We start from the raw sequence: 14,406 nt of genomic DNA, 5'->3' as shown, positions 1-14,406 counted from the left end.
CATTACCGTCCAGTGGCGACGGAAACAGTCATTTTCTGGTTAGGGAGAATACATGCGAACCCTTTGGCGAATCTTTGCCGGTTTCTTTAAATGGACGTGGAGACTGCTCAACTTCGTCCGCAACCTGGTGATGAATATCTTCTTCATCTTCCTGGTTCTGGTTTGCGCGGGCATCTGGATGCACATCAGCAGTGCAAATCAGGCTCAGCATTCAACGCGCGGCGCGCTATTACTCGATATCACCGGTGTGATTGTTGATAAGCCGTCCACAAGCAGTCGCCTGAGCGTGATTGGTCGCCAGCTGTTTGGCGCAACCTCAGACCGCCTGCAGGAAAACTCCCTGTTTGATATTGTCGATACCATTCGTCAGGCGAAAGACGACCGTAACATCACGGGGATCGTGCTGGATCTGAAAGATTTTGCCGGAGGCGATCAGCCATCCATGCAGTACATCGGTAAAGCCCTGCGCGAATTCCGCGACAGCGGCAAGCCAGTGATTGCCGTAGGGGACAGCTACAGCCAGGGGCAGTATTACCTGGCGAGCTTTGCTAATAAAATCTGGCTCTCCCCGCAGGGCACGGTGGATCTGCACGGCTTTGCCACCAATGGTCTGTACTACAAATCCCTTCTCGACAAGCTGAAAGTCACCACCCACGTCTTCCGCGTCGGTACCTATAAATCTGCCGTTGAGCCATTTATTCGCGATGATATGTCCCCTGCCGCCCGTGAAGCCGACAGCCGCTGGATTGGCGAGCTGTGGCAGAACTATCTGGGCACCGTTGCCGCTAACCGCCAGATTACGCCTGAGCAGGTGTTCCCTGGCGCGCAGGGCGTGCTGGATGGCCTGCGTAAGGTTGACGGTGATACCGCGAAATATGCGCTTGATAACAAACTGGTTGATGCTCTGGGCACGAGTGCCGAGATTGAAAAATCCCTGAGCAAGCAGTTTGGCTGGAGCAAAGAGGATAAAAATTACAGCGCCATCAGCATGTATGATTACTCAACGAAAAAGCCGGATGACAGCGGTGACAGCGTCGCCGTGGTGTTTGCCAACGGCGCCATCATGGACGGTCAGGAGACCCCGGGTAACGTGGGCGGTGATACTACCGCGTCACAAATCCGCGATGCTCGCCTGGATCCGAAAGTGAAAGCGATCGTCCTGCGGGTGAACAGCCCTGGGGGCAGCGTCAGTGCTTCAGAGGTGATCCGCGCTGAACTGGCAGCAGTGCGTGCCGCTGGCAAGCCGGTCGTCGTATCAATGGGTGGAATGGCCGCCTCTGGTGGTTACTGGATCTCAACGCCAGCCAACTACATCGTGGCCAACCCAAGCACGCTGACCGGCTCGATTGGCATCTTCGGGGTGATCAATACCGTGGAAAACAGTCTGGATTCGCTGGGTGTGCACACCGATGGCGTTGCCACCTCTCCTCTGGCGGATGTGTCGGTGACCAAATCCCTGCCGCCGGAAGTTTCTGAGATGATGCAGCTCAGTATTGAGAATGGCTACAAACGCTTTATCACTCTGGTGGCAGATTCCCGTAAAAAGACGCCGGACCAGATAGACCAGATTGCACAGGGTCACGTCTGGACCGGTCAGGATGCGAAGAGCAACGGCCTGGTCGACAGCCTGGGCGACTTCGATGACGCGGTGAAGAAAGCCGCTGAGCTGGCGAAGCTCAAGCAGTGGCATGTTGAGTATTACCAGGATGAACCGTCGTTCTTTGATCTGGTGATGAACAGTATGTCCGGTTCGGTTCGCGCCATGTTGCCTGAGGCATTGCAGGCGTACCTGCCTGCGCCAGTGGTGACTGCCGCCAAAGCGATGAAAGCAGAGAGCGATAAGCTCGCGGCCTTTAACGATCCACAGAGTCGTTACGCGTTTTGCCTGACCTGCGCGAACGTCCGTTAAAAACCGTCCCCTCTTCCTGCGAAGAGGGGATTTTTTTCTTTTGAAGAACAAGAACTCACTACCATGCAGAAGAAATCGATTTATGTAGCCTACACTGGCGGTACCATCGGTATGCAGCGCTCTGAAAACGGCTATATCCCTGTCTCCGGCCACCTTCAGCGTCAGCTTGCGTTGATGCCAGAATTCCACCGTCCGGAAATGCCTGACTTTACTATCCACGAATACGAACCGCTGATGGACTCCTCCGACATGACGCCGGAAGACTGGCAGCACATCGCGGATGACATTAAAGCCCATTACGACCAGTACGACGGTTTCGTGATCCTGCACGGCACTGACACCATGGCCTTTACCGCCTCGGCGCTCTCCTTCATGCTGGAGAACCTGAGCAAGCCGGTTATCGTTACCGGGTCGCAAATCCCGCTGGCGGAGCTTCGCTCTGACGGGCAGATCAACCTGCTTAACTCCCTGTACGTGGCGGCGAATTACCCGATTAACGAAGTGTCGCTGTTCTTTAATAACCGTCTGTATCGCGGCAACCGCACCACTAAAGCCCATGCCGACGGTTTTGACGCCTTCGCCTCCCCTAACCTGCAGCCGCTGCTGGAAGCCGGTATTCATATCCGTCGTCTGGGAACGCCTCCGGCACCGAACACCGCCGGCGAGCTGATTGTGCATCCGATTACTCCGCAACCGATTGGCGTGGTCACCATTTACCCGGGAATCTCTGCGGACGTGGTGCGCAACTTCCTGCGTCAGCCAGTAAAAGCGCTAATTTTACGCTCCTATGGCGTGGGCAATGCGCCGCAGAACGGCGAGTTCCTGAAAGAGTTGCAGGAAGCGAGCGAACGCGGAATTGTGGTCGTGAACCTGACCCAGTGTATGTCCGGAAAGGTCAACATGGGCGGCTATGCCACCGGTAACGCGCTGGCGCATGCTGGGGTGATCAGCGGCTTCGATATGACCGTTGAGGCAACGCTGACTAAACTTCACTATTTACTGAGTCAGGATCTGGACATTCAGTCCATTCGCAGCGCGATGATGCAAAACCTGCGCGGCGAACTGACCCCGGACGAATAAGGAGTGCTCATGAAGCAACGCGCCCTGCTACTGGTCGATTTGCAAAATGATTTCTGCGCGGGCGGTGCGCTGGCCGTCGCCGAAGGTGACAGCACCGTTGACGTGGCAAATACGCTGATTGACTGGTGCAAAGCTCGCGGTGAAGCGGTTCTCGCAAGCCAGGACTGGCACCCGGCGAATCACGGTAGTTTTGCCAGTCAGCACAACGTAGAGCCGTTCAGCCAGGGTGAACTTGACGGCCTGGCGCAAACCTTCTGGCCGGATCACTGCGTGCAGCAGACGGAAGGTGCGGCGTTGCATCCGCTCCTGAATCAGAAGGCCATCGACGCGGTGTTCCATAAAGGGGAAAACTCGGCTATCGACAGCTATAGCGCGTTTTTCGATAACGGGCATCGCCAGAAAACAGCGCTGGACGCGTGGTTACGTCACCACGAAATCACGGAGCTGGTTGTACTGGGTCTGGCAACGGATTACTGCGTGAAGTTCACCGTGCTGGATGCGCTCCAGTTAGGTTATACCGTCAGCGTCATCACCGACGGCTGCCGAGGGGTGAACATTCAACCACAGGACAGCGCCCAGGCGTTTATGGATATGGCCGCTGAAGGCGCGACGCTGTATACGCTCGAAGACTGGCTCGAGACGCAGGCGTAGTCTTTTAAGCCGGGTGGCGCTGCGCTTACCCGGCCTACAAAACCACAGAAAGTAGGCCGGGTAAGGCGAAGCCGCTACCCGGCATTTCTTCCCCAATCCCCATAAAGTGAACTCCCTCGCATCCTCAGCGAAGCGGCAATGCTATTCTCCTCAGGTTGTTTTTTCGCCACGCCTTTTCCGTGGCGTGGTTAATTTTATTAAGTCAAAGAGGAACTTGTATGAAACGTTTGCCCTTGCTGGCAGCATTACCCTTGCTTTGCGCGTCACTTGCTTCCGCCGCACCCCTGATGTCCGTGGGCTACTTTAACGGGGGTGGAGATGTCACCGCCGGACCGGGTGGTGATATCAATAAACTGGACGTTCGCCAGATCACCCACCTGAACTACTCGTTTGGTCTGGTCTATAACGACGAAAAAGACGAAACCAACGCTGCGCTGAAAGATCCGGCGAAGCTGTATCAGATCTGGCTATCGCCAAAAGTGGCGTCCGATCTGGCCCTCATCCCTGCCCTGCGAAAACAAAACCCGAACCTCAAAGTGCTACTCTCCGTTGGCGGCTGGGGCGCACGTGGCTTCTCTGGCGCCGCGGCAACCAAAGAAACGCGCGCGGTATTTATCCGCTCCGCACAGGAGATTGTCGACAAATACGGACTGGACGGTATCGATCTCGACTGGGAGTATCCGGTCAACGGCGCCTGGGGGCTGGTTGCCAGTACGCCTGCCGACAGGGATAATTTCACCGCCCTGCTGAAAGAGATGCGCAATGCCTTCGGGCACAAAAAGCTGGTTACCATCGCGGTAGGCGCCAATGCGGAAAGTCCGAAAAACTGGGTGGATGTCAAAGCCATCGCTCCCCTGCTCGACTACATCAACCTGATGACCTATGACATGGCGTACGGTACACAGTACTTCAACGCCAATCTGTATGATTCCAGCGCCTGGCCGACGGTGGCTGCCGCAGACAAGTACAGCGTCGATTTTGTGGTGAACAACTATCTTGCCGCCGGGTTAAAGCCACAGCAAATGAACCTTGGGATCGGCTTCTATGGCCGCGTGCCGAAACGCTCTGTTGAACCGGGTATTGACTGGAGCAAACCGGATGCGCAAAAAAATCCTGTCACCCAGCCGTACTTTGGGACTCAGGAGATCGGGTTATTTAAGTCTCTCGGCTACGACCTGACCAAAGATACTTACGTGAAGTACAACGATATCGTGAAGAAGCTGTTGAACGATCCGCAGAAGCGTTTTACCGAGCACTGGGACGATCAGGCGAAAGTGCCGTGGCTTTCGGTGAAGGGTGCCGATGGCAACGCGCTGTTTGCGATTTCCTATGAGAACCCGCGTTCCGTTGCAATCAAAGCGGACTACATCAAAGAGAAAGGTCTCGCCGGGGCGATGTTCTGGGAGTACGGGGCTGACGACGAAAACCTGCTAGCGAAACAGCTGGCGGAGTCGCTCGGGATCCCACACAAGTAGTGAGTCAATCAAGCCCTCTCCCACAGGGAGAGGGCTGGGTAAGGCGCACCGTTATTGCATTTTCATTGTCGCAATCGGCTTCGGCGTGATACCAAAGTCTTCTTTCAATTCGCGCTTACTCTTCATCACCATCTGACCCTGGGTGTCGATAGTCATGTGCTGCGCATCCGTGTTATTGCGCGCCTGCCACAACATCACCAGTTGCAAACTGTTCTCTTTTTGATCCGGGGTAAGCGCAACGCCATCAGGCCATTTTCCCAGTTCTACGGCGGTAACCAGACGCTGATAAATTTCCGGCGTCATACCGTTAATCATGTCATCAATATTCACGATCTCTCCTTTTCAAAGGAATAATTTGCTGAATCGTTTTTTCAACCTTTGATCTGGTCGCCGTTTTCGTCATCGGTAAAGCTCATAGAGGCTGAGTTCACACAGAAACGTTCACCCGTTGGCTGAGGGCCATCCGGGAAGACATGACCAAGGTGCGCGTCGCAGTTTCCACAACGAATTTCGGTGCGCACCATGCCGTGTGAGGAATCTGTCAGATAGCGGATTGCGTCATCGCTTACCGGCTCATAAAAGCTCGGCCAGCCGCAGCCGGAATCAAATTTCGTTTGGGAATTGAACAGTGGGGCATCGCAGACCAGACAGTGGTAGACGCCGTCTCGTTTGTTGTGCAGTAAACGCCCGGTGAATGGCGGTTCTGTTCCGTGATTCTGGGTCACGTAAAACTGCATTTCTGTGAGGTTTTTTTTCAAATCGTCAGGGTTACGTTGGTTCGACATATGCTTACATCTCGCTGTAGAAACAGACATCTTTTAACCCGGATTCTAACAAAACATTAACACCCTTGCGTGCACTTTTGTTCTAAACTTATGTGTCGCGAAAAAGCGGTCAGGCAATTGTGATCTTGTTCACATTTTTATCCTGTGAGGACTTTAAAATCCCGGGCGCAGCCCCCATTTGGTTGCAAGCTCAAAGGGAAAGTGAGGCGAGTCAGTCGCACAAACGTTAGTCACAGGATTGATTTGTCGCAATGATTGACACGATTCCGCTTGACGCTGCGTAAGGTTTTTGTAATTTTACAGGCAACCTTTTATTCACTAACAAATAGCTGGTGGAATATATGACTATCAAAGTAGGTATCAACGGTTTTGGCCGTATCGGCCGTATTGTTTTCCGTGCTGCTCAGAAACGTTCTGACATCGAAATCGTTGGTATCAACGATCTCCTGGACGCTGAATACATGGCGTACATGCTGAAGTACGACTCAACTCACGGTCGTTTCGACGGCACCGTTGAAGTGAAAGACGGCCACCTGGTTGTTAACGGCAAAACCATCCGCGTTACTGCTGAGAAAGACCCAGCTAACCTGAAATGGAACGAAATCGGTGTTGACGTTGTTGCTGAAGCAACCGGTATCTTCCTGACCGACGAAACTGCGCGTAAACACATTACCGCGGGTGCGAAGAAAGTTGTTCTGACTGGTCCTTCCAAAGACAACACCCCAATGTTCGTTCGTGGTGCAAACTTCGAAACTTACGCTGGCCAGGATATCGTGTCTAACGCATCCTGCACCACCAACTGCCTGGCACCGCTGGCTAAAGTTATCAACGACAACTTCGGCATCATCGAAGGTCTGATGACTACTGTTCACGCGACCACCGCTACTCAGAAAACCGTTGATGGCCCGTCTCACAAAGACTGGCGTGGCGGCCGTGGCGCGGCTCAGAACATCATCCCATCCTCTACCGGTGCTGCTAAAGCTGTAGGTAAAGTACTGCCAGAACTGAATGGCAAACTGACTGGTATGGCGTTCCGCGTTCCAACTCCTAACGTATCCGTTGTTGACCTGACCGTTCGTCTGGAAAAAGCTGCTTCTTATGAAGAAATTAAGAAAGCAATCAAAGCTGCTTCCGAAGGCGCAATGAAAGGCGTTCTGGGCTACACCGAAGACGACGTTGTATCTACCGATTTCAACGGCGAAGTGTGCACTTCTGTGTTCGATGCTAAAGCTGGTATCGCACTGAACGACAACTTCGTTAAACTGGTATCCTGGTACGACAACGAAACCGGCTACTCTAACAAAGTACTGGACCTGATCGCTCACATCTCCAAATAAGTTGGGATGAGTGCTTGATCCAAAAAGGCGACTACGGTCGCCTTTTTTATTGCTTTAAAGACAGAGGATTGCGTAATGATTAATAAAATTTTTGCACTTCCGGTAGTCGAACAACTTACCCCTGTGCTCTCCCGCCGTCAGATCGACGGTGCCGATATTATCGTCGTTGACCATCCGCGCGTAAAAGCCTCCGTAGCGCTGAACGGCGCCCACCTCCTCTCCTGGAAACCTGAAGGAGAAGTTGAAGGTTTGTGGCTGAGTGATGCAACCTCTTTCAAAAAAGGGGCCGCGATCCGCGGTGGCGTGCCGATCTGCTGGCCGTGGTTCGGCCCGTCCGCGCAACCGGGTTTGCCTTCTCACGGTTTTGCCCGTAACCAGCAGTGGACGCTGAAAGCGCATAATGAAGATGACAACGGCGCAGTGCTGACCTTTGAGCTGCAGGCTAATGATGAAACCCGCGCCCTCTGGCCGCACGATTTCACCCTTTACGCCCGCTTTAAGCTGGCTAAAACCTGTGAAATTGAACTGGAAGCCCATGGCGAGTTCGAAACCACCTCTGCCCTGCACACCTATTTCAACGTGGGTGATATCAACGCAGTGAAGGTGAGCGGTCTTGGCGATACCTTTATCGACAAAGTGGACAACGCCAAAGAAGGCAAGCTCAGCGACGGGGTACAAACGTTCCCTGATCGTACCGACCGCGTATATCAGCATACGGAAGCGTGCAGCGTGATCCACGACGGAGCCCTGAACCGCGGAATTGAAGTGGTTCACCACCATCACAGCGACGTAGTGGGCTGGAACCCAGGTCCGGCACTTTCTGTTAGCATGGCTGACGTACCTGACGATGGTTACAAAACCTTCGTCTGCGTAGAAACGGCTTGCGTGACGACGCCGCAGAAAGCCAGCGAAGAAAAACCATCTCGTTTAGGGCAAACCATTCGCATTGTTAAGCGTTAATCTGGTTGCACCACGATAAAGCAAACGGGGCGCTTGCGCCCCGTTTTGATGCACTGACTGCACCGTATTAATGCACAATCAGAACTTGTAGGTCACACCAACAGAGAAAATGCCTGCCCAGGACTTGTCGACCATTGGGCTATCTTTCACTTCGTCGCTCAGACGCTCGTAACGACCAGTACCGTATACGTTCCAGTCACCGAGGAAGTTGTAGCTCGCGGTCAGCTCCAGGTACGGATCCCAACCATCATCTGCGCTGTAGCTTTTCAGACCGCTACGACGGGACTCGTTTTTAGAAACGCCATAGTAGTAGTCGTTGTAGTTCTCACTGTTGTACTGCACACCAATACCTGGCGTCAGGGTCAGCGCACCGTTGGTGTAGCGATAAAGCCACGCCAGATCCCAGATAAAGCCGTTGCTGTTATCCAGTGTATCTCCCGCCAGCGCGGTACGCAGGAAGCCATACTGGGTGTTATGCACATAAGAGAGACCGGCCATCATGGTGCTCTTACGCTTGTCGAGCTGACGCAAGGCGTGACTGTCACTGTCACCTGGTTTGAAGTGCGTCGGATCGTAGTAGGCCATGATGGAGAGCTTATCGGCCGTATCGTTCCACAGATAATAGCCGCCGCCCAGACCGCGGAACCAGAAATTATCGCCTTCATAGGTGACAACCGGAACGGGGTAAAGATCACGGTCATACTGTTTGTATGGGCTGTTAATGACGCCAACGCCCGCCCCAACCGTCCACTGACTTTCCGCCTGTGCGGTGCTAACTGCGGTTACGGCGAGTACGCCTAATGCCAGAAGTTTGAGTTTGGTCACAATCCATTCTTTCCTGTAGTCAAATAATCAGCGGGTGAAGTGTAACCGCCAGACCCGTACTTCCCCAAATTTTTTGCCTGCTAATCACTTTGATTAACCCGTTATTTTTCATTTTTCAGATGACAGGCCGTTTTCATTTATATGACCACCAGGTGAAGAATGCCCTTATGACTTATATCGGCAATGGAAATTTTTGGATGAGTTATTGATATGTCATTGAAATTAGATTTTATCGGCATGCAAGTTTTGCAAATGCCATCTACGCTTTAATTTAAGAAGAGTTTTCCTGAACACCCTGCGGTTCTTAGCGTCTGACCTGGCACACAGGTTGCTGCTCTGGCAGTGAGGTGCGAGAGATTCTCTTCCGGGAGCCTCCACTACTCATACGAACGGCTCTTATCCTGTGCTAAAAAACGAAAGGACGCATACGATCATCAATAGGAACATTTGCAAATCTCAAAAAAAAGAGGCTTTTGGCCTCTTTTGTCATAATGAGCTTTAACCTTTCGGTGGGTATGGATCCTTTCCATGTGAGTCGCTATCTCGAATCTGTCCGTTAGGGCGATGTATGACTAATTCGCTCCCCTGATTACGAGAAATAACTCGCCCAGCATCTATAGCTTCTTGCTGAGTACGGTGAGTTGAAGTTACTTTTCCGTTGCCTGCACCTCTGACAGCCCATTGTCCGTTGTGAGGCACTACATGTTGGTTTTTACCCATAATGTCACTCGCTACATGAAGTACACCATATGGTGTCAACCATAAGTATAGGCACAATATGTAGCGTTACGCTTGCTTAAAATCATATTTTTAGTACTCAACCGTCACAACCTCACAAATGACCGTTGTACCGTTCCACTCATCTTTGTAGATACTGGTGTCAATACCGCAACCAGCTTGGAAAGTGTACCCCGTATCATTAACAAACTTCTGGTACTTAGCTGTTTGTACTGAAGCGTCATAGTACCTATGTCCAGAGTACTTAAACCCTGCTGAACCCTGCGGTACTATCCATACCCCATATGAGGATAAGGTACTTGCATGTTCAATCACCTTGTATTCAAACTCTGAGCCTGTATAACGGCCTGTATACGCTTCTGACGTGGTGATCTTACCGAAAGGTGGATTGCCATAGGCAACTTCATAGAAACGGTCTGTTGAGTACTGTAGAGCGTCACCAGTGATCCATTCCGCTTCTGGTAGTACCCTCTTCCCAATCATCACATATTCAGGATTGAGTTCTACGCATGTAATGTGTGTTGGATTATTTCTTAAGTACTGGTAGTAGCTAAGGCGACCTATACCCGCACATAGTTCGATACAGTCACCAGTACAACCAGCATCAAGGATGAAGTCCCATGCGAGCATTTCGGGGGTAAAGAAAGCACCAGTAGCCCCTATTCCATCCCCCCTATAATTGGTGAATATGAATTCCTTATCATCTTGTGTTAATTGCTTATCCGAATGTATTAATTCCATCACTTTATTGTGATTAGCAGATTCCTTTTTACTAATTCTTGCCATAAGATACCTTTTTTAATAAAACATGATGGGGTATTTATGGACAAGAAAGGAATAGCTTTAATCATAGCGATACTAATTATCATTTTTCTGTTATTGCTTACATTCGCTATACTAAATTTTAATGTTAATACTGCCCTCGCTATTTTATCATTAATTTTAACAGTACTATCTGGTACGGACTTAGTCAAAAAGTACACTACGGTCAAATCGACAAATAAAAGCCCTATAGATATGTGGATGGTTTTCGGTATTGCTATCTCCGCTGTTTCTATGTATGGCTTATATATTGACCCACAATTATCATCTTTAGAACGCTTAACCATTTGTATAGTATCATTTATACTTTTTGTTTCTGTTTTAGCTTCGGCTTTTTTAAATTACAAAAAAATAAAGAAACCAGATGTTAGGGAAATAATCAAACAAAGCCATTCAGTTTTTAGAGAAAGCGAAGAAACCATTACTATTACAACCACCATAAAAAAAGCCCCCTAAGGGGCTTTTATATACTTTACAACATTCATAGAATAGGAGAGTAGATTTCCACCTCAGGGTAATAAGCCCTAAGATAATTTATAAAATCATCATAAGCATTAAGAAGAGATATTTTATGTGAAATCAAATCCTGTTCTATTATCAATGCTTTATCGGAGGGCAGCTCATCATAATTGAAATGACAAAGAAGATTATGATTCGCACCACCAAACACCTGGATGTTTCTATTATCTGAAATCGGCAAATGACCACATATGATATAATCAATATTGTTATACGAATCAATAAAGTTTTGGAAATGACCGTGGAGTAATTTATCATTTAAAGGGTAGCCCGCTGGAAAACCCTTTAATATATTATCAAACTGGTCTCCAAAAATAAGAAGATTGGTGTGAAACGAATTAGGTAAAGTTTCAACTAATGAACGTACCCTCGCAAACGGGGTATAATGGAAGTAAGCGTTTAAAAACTCCACATCCGACTGTCTTTTTTTATCTGAAAATAATGTGTTATCGGTTACACTTTTTATATAACTTTCATGTTCCCTTTTGATTTGATGCAATTTTTCCACTGTATAAGTAAGGGGGTTTCTATCAACAAGAATATGATCATTTGCACAAAGTAGGATAAGGTTTTCATAAGAATTGTCATTTGCTAACAGGTCATCGCCCCTTGGTCCTTTTGGGCTCTTGGCTATAACATGAGCCATTTGTCCGATGTGAACCTGCTCTTTAAAAAGAGAAGTACGGCATATATTACATTGTCCAGCGGAAAGTCCATACAATTTTTTTATTGCTGCTGTAGTAATTACATCACTCATAAATCAAATCCTTAGATTGCTATTTTTATTAACTCAAAATAAATAATAAAGGAAAAATCTTTCAGATTCCACCAACCATAATCAATAGCACCTGCAAAAGTTGTCCTAATGGAACTTGGATCACAATAATTCCAAAAGCATCAAGTACTGGTACTATGATCCAGTTATAGAGGATGATTAAGGTAATCACAAATCCAAGAGCATTACGCCAGTGGAAAGTAACCTTTTCGATCTCTTCTTTGTTGGTTTCTATTTGTCCTTCAGTATTTGTTTTCTGCACTTCCTGTTCTATCGTTTTACGCTTTAGAAAGAAGTCCACACCTTTTGTTAGTAGTTCTACTATCACACCAATCATAATAAGTCCTTATTGTATTTGGCAAACACAAGAAAATACGCGATGACCTTTGTAGATGTGGTTATAAGATAATAGTACCTGAACGTCTATTTTATCTTTTAGCAATTCTACCATTAGTACATCACCATCACTTACGTTAGGTTTTGTATGATGATGAAAGCTATATACGACTAAATCACCTTTTGTTTTATCTACTTTCTTTTTTATGAGCTTACTACCAGATAGTGCTTTATCATATGGTATGGTTACACTTACTGGTTGGATTGTCTGAAAAGAAAAATCTGTTAGTACAGAATGATCATAACATGGGAAATTTTCTAAGTTATCCATCTTAATTCCTCCAACGGTAATCAAACGTACCGCGTAATGTTCTTAATTGTTCTATTACTTTTTTCTCGGTTTCATCGTAGAAATCAAATAATGGTTTTCTGCCTACGGAACCATAGTATCCAATAACTCTCTTTTCACGTGCCAGTTTAGGATTACGTTTAGAGGATTTCTTGGTAGTATCGATCAAGTACGTAGTGCCGTTCTTGCTCTTTACCTTTTTGTATTTATCAGTCTGAGTTCTTGAACGTAGCTGTGTAATGTTCCCCTGCTTCGTTAACTTAGCGTTCTTATACGGAATAATTTTACCTTCATTAACGTGTCTGTAGGCAGGATCAAGGATGTACTTCAAGTATGAGGTTTGGTTAGGTAGTACTATGATCTGGTTTACGGTCTTGTAGTCACTAATCTTTTTAAAATTAAAGTACAAACTCTTACCAGTAAACGGTACACCACCACCTGCTACATCATTATCTACTTTACGTTGCATATGTTGGGTAACTATACGCATACGGTTACTTAGTTCTTTTTTGAACTCTTGCCCTATCGCTGGGCTGTTGTTGTTTATAAAACGCCTCATATCATTTGGGCTATTGCCTCTACGCCATGCCATAAATCATCCTTAATTTAGTAATTCATATAATGATTGAAGGATTCCACGTATACGTACTGCATCCTTCCCACTTGGCAAACGTGCCTTATGCATAACGGAAAGATTAATATTTCCCGTTTTCAATCCCTGATTAATGATAAGTGCTGTTTCTACAAATAGTGTTTCTTTCATTGATGGAAATGCCCACAAAATGGTACGAGTAAAATCTAATCCATCTTCTATCTTTTGATTAACTATCTTTGAACTTGAACTGTACTCACGCCATCCATTTTCAACTGAATTAGCTTTTAGTTTCTTAACGTCCTTAACTCTCTTATACATCTGTTTACTACCTATATAAGAGGTACTGTCTTCAAACTGGAACAAGTACACGAATCCTACATAACTACCGTTTGTTAATTCCTCCTCACTCCAATCATCATTGTAATTCCATTGCTTCATATAAATACCCTATGATAATTGTTATAAGGTATTTATTTAATGGATTTAAAAAACAGGCTAATTAGCCATGAGGGATCAATTGCCTATCAAACTAAAGTTGGTTATTTTAAGAATGGTAAATTTTGGACATATAAAGATAGTCTTGGTTATCCAACTATTGGGTACGGTCGACTAATAAAACCTGGTGAATCATATCCAAACGGTATCACACCAGAACAAGCCGAACGGATGTTAGAAGAAGATATCAGTACTGCTAAGTCTGCTGTTCGCTCATTAGGATTAGATTTGCCTTCTGACTGGCAGGACTTCATGACCATTATGGTTTTTCAACTTGGCCTATCAGGTACTTTAAAGTTTAGAAAGATGATTCAAGCCTTACGTGATAAAAACTATAAAGAAGCGATTGTACAGGCTAAGGATTCACTCTGGTACAGACAAACTAAATCACGAGTAGATCAGATGATTGCAGAACTCACCAACAAATAAAAAAGGGGCTATTTAGCCCCTTTTATTTTTTAGCGTTTCAAGCATTGTAATTACACGCTCAATTTTAATATCAAGCATATGTACACTATCTTCTAAGTTTTTTAATGTCTTCTTCATTTGATCTTGTTCCTGCTCAAGCGAAGTTAGAGACTGATCCATCAAAGCAACTTTCGTTTCAACGGTAGAAATACGTGCATCTAATTCGTCAGAGTCAGATGTAAAATCCCTATAAACAGTCCAGCACAATACTAAAGCTGAAACAATTAATGAACCAATCGTTAAGATGTCCATTTATATTCCTATGTATTATATTTGGTAATAGTATT

The 14,406-nt window shown here is 47.3% G+C and carries 19 protein-coding genes; 8 read left to right on the top strand and 11 right to left on the bottom strand.

Annotated elements, in window-relative coordinates:
* The first annotated feature begins 52 nt into the window (after positions 1-52).
* From sppA to ACJ9Y9_RS09515, 4 genes are all read left to right on the top strand, one after another.
* Positions 53-1,909: a signal peptide peptidase SppA gene (gene sppA, locus ACJ9Y9_RS09530; RefSeq protein ID WP_028017186.1), complete on the top strand. Its 1,857-nt coding sequence runs from the start codon at positions 53-55 to the stop codon at positions 1,907-1,909.
* A gap of 63 nt (positions 1,910-1,972) precedes the next feature.
* Positions 1,973-2,989, top strand: coding sequence for an asparaginase (ansA, locus tag ACJ9Y9_RS09525; RefSeq protein ID WP_008500705.1), 1,017 nt, complete (start codon positions 1,973-1,975; stop codon positions 2,987-2,989).
* 9 nt (positions 2,990-2,998) lie between these two features.
* The gene (gene pncA / locus ACJ9Y9_RS09520; protein WP_028017185.1) at positions 2,999-3,640 is read left to right on the top strand and encodes a bifunctional nicotinamidase/pyrazinamidase; all 642 of its coding nucleotides are present in this window, start codon (positions 2,999-3,001) and stop codon (positions 3,638-3,640) included.
* 218 nt (positions 3,641-3,858) lie between these two features.
* Positions 3,859-5,115 carry a glycoside hydrolase family 18 protein gene (locus tag ACJ9Y9_RS09515; protein ID WP_028017184.1) on the top strand — a complete coding sequence of 419 codons (1,257 nt, stop codon included), beginning with the start codon at positions 3,859-3,861 and terminating at the stop codon, positions 5,113-5,115.
* A gap of 51 nt (positions 5,116-5,166) precedes the next feature.
* On the opposite strand, the gene ACJ9Y9_RS09510 is transcribed toward ACJ9Y9_RS09515, so the two are convergent.
* Entirely contained in the window at positions 5,167-5,445 is a 279-nt protein-coding gene (locus tag ACJ9Y9_RS09510; protein WP_028017183.1) for a YeaC family protein, read from the bottom strand.
* 41 nt (positions 5,446-5,486) lie between these two features.
* Positions 5,487-5,900, bottom strand: coding sequence for a peptide-methionine (R)-S-oxide reductase MsrB (gene msrB / locus ACJ9Y9_RS09505; RefSeq protein WP_028017182.1), 414 nt, complete (start codon positions 5,898-5,900; stop codon positions 5,487-5,489).
* Between the two features lie 341 nt (positions 5,901-6,241).
* On the opposite strand from msrB, the gene gapA reads away from it, so the two are divergent.
* Together gapA and ACJ9Y9_RS09495 are read left to right on the top strand one after the other, a co-directional pair.
* A complete protein-coding gene (gene gapA / locus ACJ9Y9_RS09500; protein WP_014831506.1) occupies positions 6,242-7,237 on the top strand; it encodes a glyceraldehyde-3-phosphate dehydrogenase in 996 nt (331 codons plus the stop codon).
* 75 nt (positions 7,238-7,312) lie between these two features.
* The gene (locus ACJ9Y9_RS09495) at positions 7,313-8,197 is read left to right on the top strand and encodes a D-hexose-6-phosphate mutarotase (RefSeq protein ID WP_028017181.1); all 885 of its coding nucleotides are present in this window, start codon (positions 7,313-7,315) and stop codon (positions 8,195-8,197) included.
* A 78-nt stretch (positions 8,198-8,275) separates the two neighbouring features.
* Here the strand turns inward: ACJ9Y9_RS09495 and ACJ9Y9_RS09490 are convergent, their stop codons facing one another.
* The 3 genes from ACJ9Y9_RS09490 to ACJ9Y9_RS09480 form a co-directional block, all read right to left on the bottom strand.
* Positions 8,276-9,022, bottom strand: coding sequence for a MipA/OmpV family protein (locus tag ACJ9Y9_RS09490; protein WP_028017180.1), 747 nt, complete (start codon positions 9,020-9,022; stop codon positions 8,276-8,278).
* Between the two features lie 498 nt (positions 9,023-9,520).
* The gene (locus tag ACJ9Y9_RS09485; protein WP_129327987.1) at positions 9,521-9,742 is read right to left on the bottom strand and encodes a DUF2188 domain-containing protein; all 222 of its coding nucleotides are present in this window, start codon (positions 9,740-9,742) and stop codon (positions 9,521-9,523) included.
* 90 nt (positions 9,743-9,832) lie between these two features.
* Positions 9,833-10,546 carry a methyltransferase gene (locus tag ACJ9Y9_RS09480; RefSeq protein WP_028017179.1) on the bottom strand — a complete coding sequence of 238 codons (714 nt, stop codon included), beginning with the start codon at positions 10,544-10,546 and terminating at the stop codon, positions 9,833-9,835.
* A gap of 36 nt (positions 10,547-10,582) precedes the next feature.
* Between ACJ9Y9_RS09480 and ACJ9Y9_RS09475 the strand changes: the two genes are divergently transcribed.
* Positions 10,583-11,038 (top strand): hypothetical protein, encoded by a 456-nt coding sequence (locus ACJ9Y9_RS09475; protein ID WP_028017178.1) that lies wholly within the window; start codon positions 10,583-10,585, stop codon positions 11,036-11,038.
* A 25-nt stretch (positions 11,039-11,063) separates the two neighbouring features.
* Here the strand turns inward: ACJ9Y9_RS09475 and ACJ9Y9_RS09470 are convergent, their stop codons facing one another.
* The 5 genes from ACJ9Y9_RS09470 to ACJ9Y9_RS09450 all read right to left on the bottom strand — a co-directional run bounded on the left by ACJ9Y9_RS09470 (position 11,064) and on the right by ACJ9Y9_RS09450 (position 13,594).
* Positions 11,064-11,858 (bottom strand): hypothetical protein, encoded by a 795-nt coding sequence (locus ACJ9Y9_RS09470; RefSeq protein ID WP_028017177.1) that lies wholly within the window; start codon positions 11,856-11,858, stop codon positions 11,064-11,066.
* A gap of 61 nt (positions 11,859-11,919) precedes the next feature.
* Positions 11,920-12,213, bottom strand: coding sequence for a 3TM-type holin (locus tag ACJ9Y9_RS09465; protein ID WP_028017176.1), 294 nt, complete (start codon positions 12,211-12,213; stop codon positions 11,920-11,922).
* Positions 12,214-12,222: 9 nt separating this feature from the next.
* Positions 12,223-12,543 (bottom strand): hypothetical protein, encoded by a 321-nt coding sequence (locus ACJ9Y9_RS09460; protein ID WP_100152823.1) that lies wholly within the window; start codon positions 12,541-12,543, stop codon positions 12,223-12,225.
* Between the two features lies 1 nt (position 12,544).
* Positions 12,545-13,153: a hypothetical protein gene (locus ACJ9Y9_RS09455; RefSeq protein WP_063201643.1), complete on the bottom strand. Its 609-nt coding sequence runs from the start codon at positions 13,151-13,153 to the stop codon at positions 12,545-12,547.
* A gap of 9 nt (positions 13,154-13,162) precedes the next feature.
* The gene (locus ACJ9Y9_RS09450; RefSeq protein WP_028018546.1) at positions 13,163-13,594 is read right to left on the bottom strand and encodes a hypothetical protein; all 432 of its coding nucleotides are present in this window, start codon (positions 13,592-13,594) and stop codon (positions 13,163-13,165) included.
* Between the two features lie 39 nt (positions 13,595-13,633).
* On the opposite strand from ACJ9Y9_RS09450, the gene ACJ9Y9_RS09445 reads away from it, so the two are divergent.
* Positions 13,634-14,080, top strand: coding sequence for a glycoside hydrolase family protein (locus ACJ9Y9_RS09445; protein WP_028018547.1), 447 nt, complete (start codon positions 13,634-13,636; stop codon positions 14,078-14,080).
* Positions 14,081-14,092: 12 nt separating this feature from the next.
* Here the strand turns inward: ACJ9Y9_RS09445 and ACJ9Y9_RS09440 are convergent, their stop codons facing one another.
* On the bottom strand, positions 14,093-14,371 hold the full coding sequence (locus ACJ9Y9_RS09440) for a hypothetical protein (RefSeq protein ID WP_028018548.1): 279 nt from the start codon (positions 14,369-14,371) through the stop codon (positions 14,093-14,095).
* Between the last annotated feature and the right edge of the window lie 35 nt (positions 14,372-14,406).

This window comes from Enterobacter sp. CPE_E1241, from assembly GCF_045618265.1.
In the GTDB taxonomy this organism is placed as follows: Bacteria; Pseudomonadota; Gammaproteobacteria; order Enterobacterales; family Enterobacteriaceae; genus Enterobacter; species Enterobacter adelaidei.
The sequence above is the reverse complement of the archived record's forward strand: the minus strand, read 5'-3'. Positions and strand labels throughout refer to the sequence as shown.

Excerpts from the sequence above, each read along its gene's own strand:
- sppA (WP_028017186.1), top strand. The coding sequence starts at position 53 with ATGCGAACCCTTTGGCGAATCTTTGCCGGTTTCTTTAAATGGACGTGG.
- ansA (WP_008500705.1), top strand. The coding sequence starts at position 1,973 with ATGCAGAAGAAATCGATTTATGTAGCCTACACTGGCGGTACCATCGGT.
- pncA (WP_028017185.1), top strand. The coding sequence starts at position 2,999 with ATGAAGCAACGCGCCCTGCTACTGGTCGATTTGCAAAATGATTTCTGC.
- ACJ9Y9_RS09515 (WP_028017184.1), top strand. The coding sequence starts at position 3,859 with ATGAAACGTTTGCCCTTGCTGGCAGCATTACCCTTGCTTTGCGCGTCA.
- msrB (WP_028017182.1), bottom strand. The coding sequence starts at position 5,900 with ATGTCGAACCAACGTAACCCTGACGATTTGAAAAAAAACCTCACAGAA.
- gapA (WP_014831506.1), top strand. The coding sequence starts at position 6,242 with ATGACTATCAAAGTAGGTATCAACGGTTTTGGCCGTATCGGCCGTATT.
- ACJ9Y9_RS09495 (WP_028017181.1), top strand. The coding sequence starts at position 7,313 with ATGATTAATAAAATTTTTGCACTTCCGGTAGTCGAACAACTTACCCCT.
- ACJ9Y9_RS09485 (WP_129327987.1), bottom strand. The coding sequence starts at position 9,742 with ATGGGTAAAAACCAACATGTAGTGCCTCACAACGGACAATGGGCTGTC.
- ACJ9Y9_RS09480 (WP_028017179.1), bottom strand. The coding sequence starts at position 10,546 with ATGGCAAGAATTAGTAAAAAGGAATCTGCTAATCACAATAAAGTGATG.
- ACJ9Y9_RS09475 (WP_028017178.1), top strand. The coding sequence starts at position 10,583 with ATGGACAAGAAAGGAATAGCTTTAATCATAGCGATACTAATTATCATT.
- ACJ9Y9_RS09470 (WP_028017177.1), bottom strand. The coding sequence starts at position 11,858 with ATGAGTGATGTAATTACTACAGCAGCAATAAAAAAATTGTATGGACTT.
- ACJ9Y9_RS09465 (WP_028017176.1), bottom strand. The coding sequence starts at position 12,213 with ATGATTGGTGTGATAGTAGAACTACTAACAAAAGGTGTGGACTTCTTT.
- ACJ9Y9_RS09460 (WP_100152823.1), bottom strand. The coding sequence starts at position 12,543 with ATGGATAACTTAGAAAATTTCCCATGTTATGATCATTCTGTACTAACA.
- ACJ9Y9_RS09455 (WP_063201643.1), bottom strand. The coding sequence starts at position 13,153 with ATGGCATGGCGTAGAGGCAATAGCCCAAATGATATGAGGCGTTTTATA.
- ACJ9Y9_RS09450 (WP_028018546.1), bottom strand. The coding sequence starts at position 13,594 with ATGAAGCAATGGAATTACAATGATGATTGGAGTGAGGAGGAATTAACA.
- ACJ9Y9_RS09445 (WP_028018547.1), top strand. The coding sequence starts at position 13,634 with ATGGATTTAAAAAACAGGCTAATTAGCCATGAGGGATCAATTGCCTAT.
- ACJ9Y9_RS09440 (WP_028018548.1), bottom strand. The coding sequence starts at position 14,371 with ATGGACATCTTAACGATTGGTTCATTAATTGTTTCAGCTTTAGTATTG.